The sequence below is a fragment of the Achromobacter sp. 10T422 genome, from assembly GCF_056394065.1.
Genome location: NZ_JBFTHD010000004.1, coordinates 569,804 through 583,070, shown reverse-complemented (window position 1 = coordinate 583,070; position 13,267 = coordinate 569,804). Strand labels below are relative to the sequence as shown.

At 61.6% G+C, this 13,267-nt stretch carries 16 protein-coding genes, 1 tRNA gene and 1 riboswitch; of the genes, 14 read left to right on the top strand and 3 right to left on the bottom strand.

Features of this window, described 5'->3' with window-relative positions; all coding sequences use genetic code 11:
- Positions 1-233 precede the first annotated feature (233 nt).
- Complete coding sequence (locus AC1DB0_RS13265) at positions 234-416, bottom strand: hypothetical protein (protein WP_476757038.1); 183 nt, start codon at positions 414-416, stop codon at positions 234-236.
- 197 nt (positions 417-613) lie between these two features.
- On the opposite strand from AC1DB0_RS13265, the gene AC1DB0_RS13260 reads away from it, so the two are divergent.
- From AC1DB0_RS13260 to AC1DB0_RS13210, 11 genes are all read left to right on the top strand, one after another.
- A complete protein-coding gene (locus AC1DB0_RS13260) occupies positions 614-781 on the top strand; it encodes a DUF5339 family protein (protein WP_245636292.1) in 168 nt (55 codons plus the stop codon).
- Between the two features lie 167 nt (positions 782-948).
- Positions 949-1,200 (top strand): accessory factor UbiK family protein, encoded by a 252-nt coding sequence (locus AC1DB0_RS13255; protein ID WP_054422324.1) that lies wholly within the window; start codon positions 949-951, stop codon positions 1,198-1,200.
- A 180-nt stretch (positions 1,201-1,380) separates the two neighbouring features.
- A complete protein-coding gene (locus AC1DB0_RS13250; RefSeq protein WP_346552689.1) occupies positions 1,381-2,910 on the top strand; it encodes a YifB family Mg chelatase-like AAA ATPase in 1,530 nt (509 codons plus the stop codon).
- 324 nt (positions 2,911-3,234) lie between these two features.
- Positions 3,235-3,432: a 50S ribosomal protein L35 gene (gene rpmI / locus AC1DB0_RS13245; protein WP_006218740.1), complete on the top strand. Its 198-nt coding sequence runs from the start codon at positions 3,235-3,237 to the stop codon at positions 3,430-3,432.
- Between the two features lie 15 nt (positions 3,433-3,447).
- A complete protein-coding gene (gene rplT / locus AC1DB0_RS13240) occupies positions 3,448-3,807 on the top strand; it encodes a 50S ribosomal protein L20 (RefSeq protein WP_006218741.1) in 360 nt (119 codons plus the stop codon).
- A gap of 77 nt (positions 3,808-3,884) precedes the next feature.
- Positions 3,885-4,907, top strand: coding sequence for a phenylalanine--tRNA ligase subunit alpha (pheS, locus tag AC1DB0_RS13235; protein ID WP_054422322.1), 1,023 nt, complete (start codon positions 3,885-3,887; stop codon positions 4,905-4,907).
- 13 nt (positions 4,908-4,920) lie between these two features.
- Positions 4,921-7,338: a phenylalanine--tRNA ligase subunit beta gene (gene pheT, locus AC1DB0_RS13230; RefSeq protein WP_476758683.1), complete on the top strand. Its 2,418-nt coding sequence runs from the start codon at positions 4,921-4,923 to the stop codon at positions 7,336-7,338.
- A gap of 3 nt (positions 7,339-7,341) precedes the next feature.
- Positions 7,342-7,683 (top strand): integration host factor subunit alpha, encoded by a 342-nt coding sequence (locus tag AC1DB0_RS13225; RefSeq protein WP_006218744.1) that lies wholly within the window; start codon positions 7,342-7,344, stop codon positions 7,681-7,683.
- A 58-nt stretch (positions 7,684-7,741) separates the two neighbouring features.
- Positions 7,742-8,173 carry a MerR family transcriptional regulator gene (locus tag AC1DB0_RS13220; protein WP_054422320.1) on the top strand — a complete coding sequence of 144 codons (432 nt, stop codon included), beginning with the start codon at positions 7,742-7,744 and terminating at the stop codon, positions 8,171-8,173.
- 233 nt (positions 8,174-8,406) lie between these two features.
- Positions 8,407-8,483 (top strand) — tRNA-Pro (locus AC1DB0_RS13215).
- Positions 8,484-8,666: 183 nt separating this feature from the next.
- Positions 8,667-9,413, top strand: coding sequence for a PIG-L deacetylase family protein (locus tag AC1DB0_RS13210; RefSeq protein ID WP_476757037.1), 747 nt, complete (start codon positions 8,667-8,669; stop codon positions 9,411-9,413).
- Between the two features lie 191 nt (positions 9,414-9,604).
- Here AC1DB0_RS13210 and AC1DB0_RS13205 read toward each other — a convergent pair whose 3' ends face one another.
- Positions 9,605-9,826 (bottom strand): hypothetical protein, encoded by a 222-nt coding sequence (locus tag AC1DB0_RS13205; protein WP_054422317.1) that lies wholly within the window; start codon positions 9,824-9,826, stop codon positions 9,605-9,607.
- A gap of 261 nt (positions 9,827-10,087) precedes the next feature.
- Here AC1DB0_RS13205 and AC1DB0_RS13200 point away from each other — a divergent pair, with 261 nt between their 5' ends.
- Both AC1DB0_RS13200 and AC1DB0_RS13195 read left to right on the top strand, forming a co-directional pair.
- Complete coding sequence (locus AC1DB0_RS13200; RefSeq protein WP_476757036.1) at positions 10,088-10,840, top strand: hypothetical protein; 753 nt, start codon at positions 10,088-10,090, stop codon at positions 10,838-10,840.
- 108 nt (positions 10,841-10,948) lie between these two features.
- Positions 10,949-11,785, top strand: coding sequence for an alpha/beta fold hydrolase (locus AC1DB0_RS13195; RefSeq protein ID WP_476757035.1), 837 nt, complete (start codon positions 10,949-10,951; stop codon positions 11,783-11,785).
- Between the two features lie 198 nt (positions 11,786-11,983).
- On the opposite strand, the gene AC1DB0_RS13190 is transcribed toward AC1DB0_RS13195, so the two are convergent.
- A complete protein-coding gene (locus tag AC1DB0_RS13190; protein WP_175169849.1) occupies positions 11,984-12,373 on the bottom strand; it encodes a hypothetical protein in 390 nt (129 codons plus the stop codon).
- Between the two features lie 98 nt (positions 12,374-12,471).
- Positions 12,472-12,648: riboswitch (yybP-ykoY riboswitch) on the top strand.
- 2 nt (positions 12,649-12,650) lie between these two features.
- On the opposite strand from AC1DB0_RS13190, the gene mntP reads away from it, so the two are divergent.
- Positions 12,651-13,214 carry a manganese efflux pump MntP gene (mntP, locus tag AC1DB0_RS13185; protein ID WP_054422313.1) on the top strand — a complete coding sequence of 188 codons (564 nt, stop codon included), beginning with the start codon at positions 12,651-12,653 and terminating at the stop codon, positions 13,212-13,214.
- The last annotated feature ends 53 nt before the right edge of the window (positions 13,215-13,267 follow it).

The window sequence follows — 13,267 nt, the reverse complement described above, 5'->3', positions numbered from 1 at the left end:
CCGGAAAGGGGAGGTGCAGGCGCATGAGTTGTGCCTGTTTGCACCAATATAGTGCTCCATGCACCACCAGTCAGCCTCAATGTGGTGCGTAACGTGGTGAATGCCGGTKATGCAACGAAATATGTTTCGCCGCTGGCATTTGTAGCCAGTTGATGCTGTGCCGGTTGCGGTTTGTATTGGATTTTGCATCGGTGAACAGCACGCTCGGCGCCTGTCCCGCAGGCCGCACAGCCTTACGGGCCGGGCGTGCAGCCCAACGTGGCGACGAATTCAGTTGCCAGCCAGCGATGTTGCAAGGTGCCCAAAATGGGGGAGGGCTTGATACGGGGGTTTACACCCATCAGCTTGTTGACGGCAGCTGGCTGAAGAAGAATCAAGACCAACTCCTGTTTTCTGGTGAGCGGATCGGGCCGCATAAGGGGTTCCGGTGATGTGGCTCTTAATAAAAAGCAAGAACGGAAAGAGGACACAATGAAGAGTCAATGCAAGTTAATCGGCGTGTTGGCGCTGGCCGCGTCAATAGGGGTGCTGGCCGGCTGCGTCGCCTCCCGTGGCAAGTGCGGCAGCGGTGCCGGCGGAGTGCGAAGCGTATCTGGCCAAGGTCAACGCATGCATGGATAAATTAGGCAGCAGCAACCCGGCCGCAGCCAGCATCAAGCAGCAGCTTGATGCGGCCAAAACGCAGTGGGCGTCCATTCCCGACAAGACGCAGTTGGCGGCGCAATGCAAGCAGTCGTCAGATATGTTCGCGCAATCGGCAAGCCAGATGGGCTGCCCGTAACGATGTTGGTAGGGGGTTGCCGCCATGGCAGCCCGGTTTTCTCCTGTGCTTTGATGGGCGGTCACCGCATGCGGCCCGCCCTCTTTTTTTGCATAATCCTTTTCGGACTTCTGCGCCGGATCGGCAAAGCACTACACTTGAGGCATCAAGAACACAGAGAGGCCGCTATGAACAATCGCACCCAATGGATGGAAGACATCCAGAAGAATATTTCCGACCTGATCGCCCGCAGCCCGGCCGCCGACGTTGAAAAGAACGTGCGCGCGATGATGGCTCAAGCCTTCACCAAGATGGATCTGGTCACCCGCGAAGAATTCGACGTGCAGGCGGATTTGCTTGCCCGTACACGCGCCAAGGTTGATCAATTGGCGGCGCAAGTGCAGCAGCTGGAGTCGCGTTTGTCGGCCCTGGACAAGTAAGCTGGCGCCTGTCGTAGGAATATCAAAACGACCGCTAATCGCGGTCGTTTTTCATTGGGTGTTGTGGTTCGAAAAGGGCGGTTGATCGTGGCTAGGTAAGGGATGTTTATGTCCCAGCCCAGTCCACGAGCGCTTGCCGATTGCCGATACTGACGGTCTTGTTCCGCACGGGAGACCGTCTTGACGCTTGCCGTTCTAGCCAGCCGGGCGCTTAGCGGCCTGCATGCGCATGCCGTGCGCGTGGAAACGCATCTTGGCCCAGGGTTGCCGAGTTTCAATGTGGTCGGCTTGGCTGACACCGAGGTGCGCGAAAGCCGCGAACGCGTGCGCGCCGCCATATTGAATAGTGGTTTCACATTTCCGCCAGGCAGAATCACCGTTAACTTGTCGCCGGCCGATTTGCCGAAAGAGTCGGGCCGATTCGACCTGCCTATTGCGCTGGGGCTGTTGCTGGCGTCCGGCCAACTGGCCGCTCCGACCGATGGTGGTGATCCCGTGTTGCCGGCGCCAGACCCCTCCCTGGCGAATCTGGTGTTGGCGGGTGAGCTTTCGCTGACGGGGGCGTTGGTGCCGGTTGCGTCGCCACTGATCATCGCGCTAAGCGTGGCGCGGGATGCCTCCCACACCACGCTGATCCTGCCGGCGGGCAGCGCGGAACAGGCGGCGTGGGTGCCGGGCTTGCGTGTCCTGTCGGCGCGTAGCCTGGCCGATGTGGCCGCGCATGCCGCAGGGGTTTGTTTGTTGCCGGACGCCGTGCCCAAGCCATGGCCGCAAGCGGCCCCCGCGCCATGCCTGTCGGATGTCCGCGGTCAGCCGGCGGCCCGGCGAGCGCTGGAAGTGGCGGCGGCAGGCGGCCATAGCTTGTTGATGATCGGGCCGCCCGGGGCGGGCAAAAGCATGTTGGCCGCGCGCATGCCCGGCCTGTTGCCGCCCCTGGGACGCGCCGAGGCCTTGGAGGCGGCGGCCGTAGCTGCGCTAGCGGGCTTGCCCGACGCCTTGATGGGGCAGCCGCCGTTTCGGTCTCCACACCATTCCGCTACCGTGGCCGCGCTGGTGGGCGGCGGCAGCCGGCCCCGTCCGGGTGAGATCAGCCTTGCCCACCATGGCGTCTTGTTTTTGGATGAATTACCTGAGTTCAGTCGCCGTACGCTTGAAGCCCTGCGCGAACCGTTGGAGGCGGGCAGGGTGGTCATTGCACGGGCGTTGCGTGCGGCGCAATTTCCCGCACGCTTCCAGCTGATCGCCGCCATGAACCCTTGCCCATGCGGCTGGCGCGGCCATCCCGGCCGGCCCTGTGTCTGCACGCCGGATCAGGTGGCGCGCTATGTGGGCAAGATATCGGGCCCTTTACTGGACCGCATCGACCTGCATATGGCGTTGCCGCCATCCGACCCCGAATCCATGGGAGGGCCGCCCGGCGAAGCTTCCGCGCCCGTCCAGGAGCGCGTCATGCGCTGCCGGGCTCGCCAAATGGCCCGGCAGGGCAAGCTGAATGCGGCGCTGGCGGGGCCGGAGCTTGATCAGCACTGTGTGATGGAAAAGGACGCGCAAACACTGCTGTTCCAGGCGATGCGACGTCTGGCGGGGTCTGGACGCGCCCTGCACCGGGCGTTGCGTGTTGCCCGCACAATCGCCGATCTGGACGGAGAGGCAACGCTGGCTGCCCGGCATGTGGCGCAAGCGGTGCAGTACCGGCGTCCGGGCGTATGATGCGTCTCTGGAACATCCGGCGCAGTTCTGCTGAGCTTTTTGCACCAGCTGACTCGACAACAGCCAGGAAATCACCATATAATCAAAGGCTTTCCCGGATCTCGGCTACCTTTTTGCCAAGACCTGGGAGGAAGCCGTGTCTGGCAGCAATGCCATTTCGCGGTTCGCAGCAAGTTGGCACTACGCCAAGAAGTACCTCAGAAGTGGCAACAGGTTTACAAGTTTTGCCGTCGCATCGGTGCTAGCCCTAGGGCTTTTTGCCAGCAACGCCAAACACCTCGCGTCATGTCAAATCAACTACGAGTTTAAGTTTAGGGAATCATCATGCCCAAGATGAAAACCAAGAAAAGCGCCTCCAAGCGCTTTAAGGTTCGCGGCAGCGGCTCCATCAAGCGCGGTCAGGCGTTCAAGCGCCACATTCTGACCAAGAAGACCACGAAGGCCAAGCGTCAATTGCGCGGCTCGACGGCCGTTCATGAATCCAACGTGGCCTCCGTCAAGGCCATGATGCCTTTCGCTTGATAAGGGAGATCTAATATGCCTCGCGTCAAACGCGGCGTAACTGCCCGCGCACGTCACAAAAAAGTCATTGCCGCCGCCAAGGGTTACCGTGGCCGCCGCGGTAATGTGTTCCGTATTGCCAAGCAAGCAGTCATGCGCGCTGGCCAATACGCCTACCGCGACCGTCGTAACAAGAAGCGCACCTTCCGCGCTCTGTGGATCACGCGTATCAACGCTGCCGTCCGCGAACATGGCGTTAGCTACAGCGTGTTCATCGCTGGTCTGAAGAAGGCTTCGATCGAACTGGACCGTAAGGTTCTGGCCGATCTGGCCGTGCGCGATAAGGCCGGCTTTGCCGCCATCGTGCAGCAAGCCAAGGCTGCCTTGGCTGCCTGATCGCGCGCTTTAACTCATCGCGCATCGCTGCAAACGGGGCTGTAATAGCCCCGTTTGCGTTTTGAAGGCTGGATTTCATGACTCTATTGGTTGACGACCTGGTCTCCCAGGCGCAAGAACGGTTCGCCGCGGCTACGGATGCCGCCGCGCTTGAGAACGCAAAGGCTCGATTCCTGGGTAAGGAAGGCGCACTGACGGTGCTGCTGAAAGGCCTGGGCAAGCTCGATCCCGAGCAGAAGCGCGAGATGGGCGCCCGGATCAATCAGGCCAAACAACAAGTCGAAGAGCTCCTGACTTCGCGCCGCGCCGCATTGGCGCAGGCGGAACTGGACGCCCGGCTGGCCTCCGAAACCATTGACGTCACCTTGCCTGGCCGCGGTCGCGCGCCGGGAGGCATCCATCCGGTGATCCGGACCTGGGAACGTGTGGAAGCCATCTTCCGTTCCATTGGCTTTGACGTGGCCGACGGCCCCGAAGTGGAAAATGACTGGACCAATTTCACCGCATTGAACAACCCGCTGGACCACCCGGCGCGTTCCATGCAGGACACGTTCTACGTCGACATGAACGACGCCGACGGCCTGCCGCTGCTGCTGCGCACGCACACCAGCCCCATGCAGGTGCGTTACGCCCGCATGCACAAGCCGCCCATCAAGGTCATTGCGCCGGGGCGCACTTATCGCGTCGACAGCGACGCCACGCACTCGCCCATGTTCCATCAGGTGGAAGGGCTCTGGATCGCCGAGGACATCTCGTTTGCCGATCTGAAAGGCGTGTACACCGATTTCCTGCGTTGCTTCTTTGAAAGCGACGATCTCGTCGTGCGCTTCCGTCCGTCGTTCTTCCCGTTCACGGAACCGTCCGCCGAAATCGACATGATGTTCACCTCGGGTCCCAACCGTGGCCGCTGGCTGGAAATCTCCGGCTCGGGCCAGGTGCACCCCGAAGTGGTGCGCAACTTCGGCCTTGATCCCGAGCGCTACATCGGCTTTGCCTTCGGCTCCGGACTTGAGCGCCTGACGATGTTGCGCTACGGCGTCAACGATCTGCGCCAGTTCTACGAAGGCGATTTGCGCTTCTTGCGCCAGTTCAACGAATAACAGACGGCTGATCATGCAATTTCCCGAATCCTGGCTGCGTACGCTGGTCAACCCTCCGATCGCAACCGACGAACTCGCGCACCGGCTCACCATGGCTGGCCTGGAAGTCGAAGACACCGCGCCCGCCGCACCTGCCTTCACTGGCGTGGTTGTGGGCCACATCGTCGAGATCGCTCCGCATCCCGACGCCGATAAGCTGCGCGTTTGCCAAGTGGACGATGGTTCCGGCGAGCGCCTGCAAATCGTGTGCGGCGCGCCGAACGCTGCCGCCGGCCTGAAAGTGCCGCTGGCTCGCGTGGGCGCAGAACTGCCTGGCGGCATGAAGATTGGCGTAGCGAAAATGCGCGGCGTGCAATCGTCGGGCATGTTGTGCTCGGCCCGCGAACTGGGCTTGTCGCAAGACCACGCTGGGCTGCTGGAACTGCCCGCCGACATGGTGCCCGGCCAGTCCATCCGCGAAGCGCTGGACTTGGACGACACGCTCTTCACGCTCAAGCTCACGCCCAATCGCGCCGACTGCCTGTCGATCCTTGGCGTGGCGCGCGAAGTCGCTGCCCTGACGGGTGCGCCGTTGTCCGTGCCGACGGCCGTCGCCGTGCCGGTCACGCTGGATGAGCGCCTGCCCGTCAAGATTGAAGCGCCTGACTTGTGCGGCCGTTTTGGTGGCCGTGTGATCCGCGGCGTGAACGCCCGCGCGGCAACGCCCGACTGGATGAAGACGCGCCTGGAGCGCGCGGGCCAACGCTCGCTGTCTGCGCTGGTGGATATCTCCAACTACGTCATGCTTGAGCTGGGCCGCCCGTCGCATGTGTTCGATCTGGACAAGATCGGCGGCGATATCTCCGTGCGCTGGGCGCGCGAAGGCGAGACCCTTGAACTGCTGAACGGCCAGACCATCACGCTCGACCCGAAGGTCGGCGTGGTCGTGGCCGGCGATCAGGTGGAAAGCCTGGCCGGCATCATGGGTGGCGAAGCAACCTCGGTCACGCTGGACACGCAGAACATCTATCTGGAAGCCGCGTTCTGGTGGCCGCAAGCCATCGCCGGCCGCGCGCGCCGCTACAAGTTCAGCTCGGAGGCCAGCCATCGCTTCGAGCGTGGCGTGGACTACGCCAGCATTCCCGAACACCTTGAATTCATCACCCGCCTGATCGTCGACATCTGTGGCGGCCAGGTCGGCCCCATCGACGACCAGATCGTCAACCTGCCGGCGCGTCCGCCTGTGCGCATGCGCCTGGCGCGTTGCCATCGCGTGCTGGGCGTGCCCGTCACGCAAGAGCAGGTCGCGAAGATTTTCGCCAGCCTGGGTCTGGAATTCACGGTCGAAGGCGACGACTTCATTGTCAGCCCGCCGTCGTACCGTTTCGATCTGGAAATCGAAGAAGACCTGATCGAAGAAGTGGCCCGCATCTACGGTTTCGAAAGCATTCCTGACGTGCCGCCGATGGCGCGCGCGAAGATGTTCTCGCAGCCCGAAGTGCATCGCGGTGCGCACGCGCTGCGCCGCCTGACCGCTGCGCAGGACTACCAGGAAGTCGTCAACTACAGCTTCGTCGAAGCAGATTGGGAGCGCGACTACGCTGGTAACGACACGCCCGTGCGTCTGGTGAACCCGATTGCAAGCCATCTGTCGGTCATGCGTTCGAGCCTGATCGGCGGCCTGATCGCCAACATTCGCCACAACGCCAACCGCAAGCAGTCGCGCGTGCGTGTGTTTGAATTGGGCCGCGTGTTCATGCGTGATGCATCCGCACAGGATGGTCCGCTGGAAGTGGCCGGCGTGCGTCAACCGATGCGTTTGTCGGGTGCTGCGTGGGGCCCGGCGGTTGAAGAGCAGTGGGGCGTGGCCACGCGTCAAGTGGACTTCTTTGATGTGAAGATGGATGTCGAAGCGCTGTTCGGCGCACGCGGCCGCCGTCTGCGTTTTGAAGCCGCTGCGCATCCGGCGCTGCATCCGGGCCGCAGCGCTCGCATCGAGTTGGACGGCAAGCAAGTGGGTTGGGTCGGTGAACTGCATCCGCGTTGGGCGCAGCAAGCAGACCTGGCGCATGCGCCCGTCGTCTTCGAACTCGATGTTGACGCCTTGTCCGAAGGTGAGTTGCCGCAAGTGCGCGAGCTCTCTCGCCAGCCGGTGGTGGTGCGCGATCTGGCCTTGTGGGTCGATGCTCCCGTGTCCACGCAAGCCATGCTCGACACCGTTGCCGCCGCCGTCAAAGCGGATGCGCAACTGGCTGTGGTGCAGKACGTGCGCGTGTTCGACGTGTGGCGCGAGAAGGCCCACGGCAGCGAGCCCGTCACCGAGAAAAGCCTTGCTTTCCGATTCTGGCTACAGGACACTGAAGTCACTCTGGACGAAGCCCGTGTGGCGGAATGCCTGTCCCGCATCAAGGATGCATTGGTCAGTGCTCACGGCGCGCGCCAGCGTACATGAACCATGGGGAACAGTATGCTTGCTGCCGAGCCACGCACCTTGACCAAGGCTGAGCTGGCCGAACTGCTCTTTGAGCGGGTCGGTCTGAACAAGCGCGAGGCCAAGGACATCGTCGATACTTTCTTCGAAGAAATCCGTGACGCCCTGGCGCGCGGAGACTCCGTCAAGCTCTCGGGCTTTGGCAACTTCCAGGTGCGCGACAAACCGCCGCGCCCGGGCCGCAACCCCAAGACCGGCGAGACCATTCCCATCGCCGCACGCCGCGTGGTTACGTTCCACGCGAGTCAGAAACTCAAGAGCGTGGTGGAGCAGGCAACCCCTGCTGCACCCGACGCCGCGGAGTGATACGCTTTGTCGGTAATTGTTATCGGCTCTCGGCGCCTTCGCGGCATAAAATTCGCTTATGACACGTACTGAATCCACCGTTACCCTACCGCCCATTCCCGCCAAGCGTTACTTCACCATTGGTGAAGTCAGCGAGCTGTGTGGCGTCAAGCCTCACGTCTTGCGGTACTGGGAACAGGAATTCACGCAGCTCAAGCCGGTGAAGCGGCGCGGCAACCGCCGCTACTATCAGCACCACGAAGTGCTGCTGATCCGCCGCATCCGTTCCTTGCTGTACGAACAAGGCTTCACGATCAGCGGCGCTCGCAATCGCTTGGGCGATGCGCGCGATATGCCGCACGATCAAGACGCCGCCGTGCGTTTGTCGGGCGCCGAGATGCAAGCCTTGCGCAACGAGCTCGGCAACGTTTCGACGATGCTTGCCGATGCTTTGGGCTTGCCTGCCAACGTGTCCGCCAACGCCAGCAGCAACGCCAGCACCACGGCTTGAGCGCGTTGATTTCCTCGTCGTCCAAGATGGTTTGATTGATCGCAGTACCCGCAACGCGCGTTGCTCTTGAAGCCATGCGCATTGCACACCGCAGTACGTTGCGCCTCGCGCGCCGCTTTGCATGACGTTAGTGCAAGCGACGAACACGAGGCGCAAATTTTTTTGAGTATTCAGCACTTTTTTTGCACCAATGCGTGCAAACTTATTTTTGTTCTGCTATACTCTTTTTCTTTCGGGGCGTAGCGCAGCCTGGTAGCGCACTTGCATGGGGTGCAAGGGGTCGCGAGTTCGAATCCCGCCGTCCCGACCAGCAATACCCTAAGGGGGTTAGTGATGAAAATCACTAACCCCCTTTCTCATTGTTGGCTGTTTATTTTCTTGATTCTGTGCGAATGCGCTTGCCGTTCGCGCACGGTGGCCAGAGAGATCGAAAGGCGGGAATGCGGCTTGCTATTGCTTGAGCACCACGTCGATGCCTCTATCCCGCAATCGAATGCCCTACGATCTGAATCTCTCCAACGCGGCCTTTAGCCCCATGGTCCCGAATGGGCCGCTCGTCATCATTTCGCCTCACCTCGATGACGCGGTGTTCAGCTGTGGCAGCTTGCTTTCTCACAGTGCCGGCAGCACCGTTGTGACGGTCTTTACCGGGGTGCCGCACGAAGGGGGAATCCTTACTGAGTGGGATCGAGAATGTGGCTTTCTTAGTGCGGCAGACGCCATGCGTGCGCGTGAAGCCGAAGACTGCCGCGCGCTGGAGGCCATACGCTGTTGCGGGCGTTCGTTGGGGTTCATTGACTGCCAGTATCTTGAGCATCCCGATCACGCCATGCCGGCGCTGATGGAGTCTCTGCTGAGTACCGTGATCGACTTGGCGCCGGGCAGGGTGGGCATTCCGCTTGGGCTCTTCCATGGAGATCATCTTCGGGTCAGCGAGGCCGCGCTACGCGTCAGGCAGCTCCTTCCTGACATTGCCTGGTTCTTCTACGAAGACGCGCCGTACCGGGCGCATAGCGGCGTCGTGCAAGCGCGTCTGGTGCAGCTGTATGGCCGGGGCATGGTGTTGACGCCTGCGTGCGGCCAGGCCGATTTAGGCAGCAAGGAAGTGGCCATTGCGGCCTACGTGTCGCAGCTGAAGGCGTTCAACGGAGTGCCGGACGACCTGCGCAGGCCAGAGCGTTATTGGCATATCGAGGCGGATGTCCAAGTCCCCAGCCACGCTTTGCCTGAAGGCTGCTGACTGGAAGGTCGGTATCAAGCTGGGCGTGTCGTCAACCCGCTCATCAAAAAAACGCCCCGCTAAAAAAACTGAACTGACCCCAAAGGTTGGACGGGTGGCCAACTTTTGGGGTGCAGTTCAAACTCGGGGGCGTTTTGTATGCCTGCACGTGCAACATGGGCGATGGCCCCGGACGTGTCCAATGATGCGGATCACTCGCTGATGTGATTGACCTTGATGGAGTTCGGGTCAATGCCACCCAGGCGGAGTCGTGCATCGATGTCTTCGTCTTGACCCGCCGAGGCGGCAATGTCAGGAAGATCCAGCTTGTTGGCCAGCTCCCGCTTGGCCTGAAGCGTGCTTGACGCATCGCCGTCAAGCAGTGCAACACCATCGGAACCATCGGTCTTTTTGAAGCTGATCTGGGTTTTCATCTCGCCTCCTGTTGTGCGGGTGATCCGCAGATAAACCGTAGCACATCGATGAAAGCCGGCGGGGAGGGTGCAATTAAGCCTTAGGTCTTAGCCCTTAGTGCTGGTCCGATTCAACGCCAATCGCTAGCAGCCGCTCTTCTTCTCGCCCATTGCGGCGCTGGTGGGCCGGTAAGGTATATTCTTCGCGGATCATGTTGGGAGCAGGCAAGTCGGCCCCCGGTGTGTCAGCCCAAGAACCTATCCACCACACCAAGGAATACCGTGTCGAAGCCACTTGCGGCGGGTCGCTATTTTGCAGAGGCGTTCGGTGTCATCCGGCAGCAAGGCCGACGCATGGTGGCCGCTGCGCCATGGTCGTTCGGCCTCTTTGTGTTGAGCTTGCCGTTTGCCTTGCTGGTGTCACGGTCGTTCGGGTCAATTCAATACGCGTTTCTTGTGCTGGCGCTGATCAACATGATCGCGTTGGCGCGCATGACCTTTGCCTGGCACCGCTTGATTGTGTTGGGCGATGCCGTGGATGCGGGGGGCGGAGGCAACGCCGAGGCAAAGCATCTGGCGTTACTGATGCTGTTCATCATTGTGGCGGCGGCAGTGCTGCGAGCGACGGCCGACATGCCGATCGTGATTTATTTTGCGATGGGCGGGGTGGGCGACACCCGCTTCTTCGTCACGCTGTTCGGCATCCTGGCGGTGCTGTGGGTGCCGATGCTGTATGCGGGCTCGGTATACGCGCTGAGCCTTCCGCGCGCCGCGGTGGCGGGCGAGTATGGCTTCCGGGAAGCGCGCGCGGCGATGCCGTTCAAGCGTTGGCCGCTGGCCGCCGCGTTGTTCGCGCTGATCCTGTCAGCGGGCCTGGCCAAAGTCATGATGCTCAATGTGGCGAACCGCTTGAAGGTATCGGACATTGCGTATGGTGTGTTGTTTCTGGCATGCACCATCATCATGACCCTCGTCGTGACCGCGATGTGCGCCGTTGCGTATCGGGAATCTGCACGTGGCGTGAAGGCGGCGTAGCGGTTCTGTTCATTCGCCACGTTTGTCGTCGTCCGCGTGCGATTGCCGCGCCGGATTGTCTGCGCGAAGGGTATATTTTCGACTTCGCCATTCCTTTCACCTTGCCCCATGAACACGCTTCGTCTTCAGATTCCATCTGGCCGTGCGATGTTGGCGGCCGAGACCGCCGGTAGCGGAGACCCCGTCGTTTTTCTGCATGCCGCCATTTGTGATCGCCGCATGTGGCAGGCGCAGATGCGCGCGCTCAGTTCTAGCAATAAGGTGATTGCTTATGATCGGCGCGGTTTTGGGCAGGCGCATAGCGCGCCGGAAGATCATTCCGCCGTGGCGGACCTGATGGCGGTGATGGATGCCTTGGCGGATGGCAAGCCTGTGATTCTGGTGGGTTGCTCGCAAGGCGGGCGCGTGGCGCTCGACGCCGCGCTGCTGCACTCGGATCGTGTGCGCGGGCTGGTGTTGATTGCGCCGACGGTGCCGGGCGCGCCTGACTTGGCCCAACCCGCCGCCATTCAAGAAGCGATGGCTACGTTGAAGCAAGCCGAATCCGCTCGCGATCTGGATCGCGTGAACGCGTTGAAGGCGCGTCTGTTCCTGGATGGTCCGCTGGAACCCGAGGGGCGAGTCGAAGGCGCTGCGCGCCAGCTTTTTCTTGAGATGCACGCGGGCGTACTGCGGTCGCCACCGACCGGGCCGAGCGTCGACCACTTGCCGACGTATCAACGTTTGAATGAGATCAGGGCACCGTCCATGGTGATGTGGGGATGCAGTGACTTTCCCAACATTCAGGCGCGCAGCCAGCGGGTGGCGTCGATGCTGGCGAACGGTAGTGGACATGAGCTCACGGACACCGCCCATTTGCCGAGTCTGGACCGGCCGGACGAAGTGACGGATTTGCTCGTCACGTTCATCCGGCGTAGGGCTGGCAACGTTGCGGGCGCAGCGTAGCCGCTGCGCTGCGTATCAACGCTGGGTAACAGGGCTGCGCATCAAGCCTTCGCAACAACGCCGAGTATCTGAGCTGCGCATCAAGCCTTCGCAACAACGCCGAGTATCTGAGCTGCGCATCAAGCCTTCGCAACGACGCCGGGTATCTGAGCTGCGCATCAAGCCTACGCATCAACGCAGCGTTTCACTGCTCGACGATCAACGCTTCCGGCTCGGTCGTTTAGGCGCTGGCGTCAGCGGGTCGCCCACATGCGTGGCGAGCCAGTGTTCGATCTTGTCGTCGCGCCGGGCGGCCCAATCCTTGCCGAGTTCCAGCACCAGCATGTTGCGCGTGTCGCCGTAATCCTGGCCGGGTTCCTTTTGGAACATTTCCTTCCAGATCTCTGAGGCAACCAGATCCGTCGTGAGCAGCACGCCGATGCCTTTGGCGTCGATCCACAAGGGCGCAGCACGTTCGTCGACGTGCTTCTTCAGGTTTTCAAGCAGCTTTTGGGCGAGTGAGGCGTTGTCTTTCGATGCCGCGATCAGGACCAGATATTGACGGTGGTCGATGGCGGGTTCGTCGGAGTCGCCAAAAGGGTTTTCCATGGTGCATTCCTTCCGGGTAAGTCTGCTTCGGGCCGCGAGGGCGGCACCGTGGTACAGGGTACTCGACCCGCGCGCTGGCAAGCGCGTTTTGGTACACTTCGGCCATCTTTGGGGAGTAGCCTGCTGTCAGCCGCGCTGACAGGGTTTGCGTCAACATTCTTGACCTTTCGGTCATGGCGCAACGGCCGATTCGGCTTGGCGAGACCACGGACTATTCCATAGCCTTGTCCGGGCGATATGGAAAGTCTGTGTGTGTCGCCCGGACGGAGCCACCCCCGTGAATCCCCTTTCCACCCTTATCCTGGCTTTTGCCATGTCGACCGACGCGTTTGCCGCTGCGGTCGGCAAGGGCGCAGCGCTGCACAAGCCGCGCCTGTCCGAAGCCCTGCGCACCGGTGTCATCTTTGGCGTCATCGAAGCGATTACACCGGTGATCGGCTGGGCGCTCGGTTCCGTCGCGGCGACGTTCGTTGCCGATTGGGACCACTGGATTGCGTTCTGTATGCTCTGCGTGCTCGGTGCGATGATGATCCGCAACGGCTACAAGGACGATCCCGAAGAGGCCGCGCCGGTTGTGCGCCATTCGTTCTGGCTGCTGGCGGCCACAGGCTTTGCCACCAGCATCGATGCGATGGCGGTGGGCGTCAGCCTGGCCTTCATCGAAAACAACATCTGGATCACGGCGGCGGCGATTGGTCTTGCGACCATGCTGATGGTGACGATCGGCGTGATGGTCGGCCGCTTGGTTGGCAGCGTGGCGGGCAAACGTGCAGAGATATTGGGCGGCATTGCGCTGATCGGTATCGGGGCCACGATCCTGTACGAGCATCTGTCGGCTTGATGCGGGTGACGTGACGGCAAGGCGCCCGCAAGCGCCTTGCTGGGTCAGCCCGG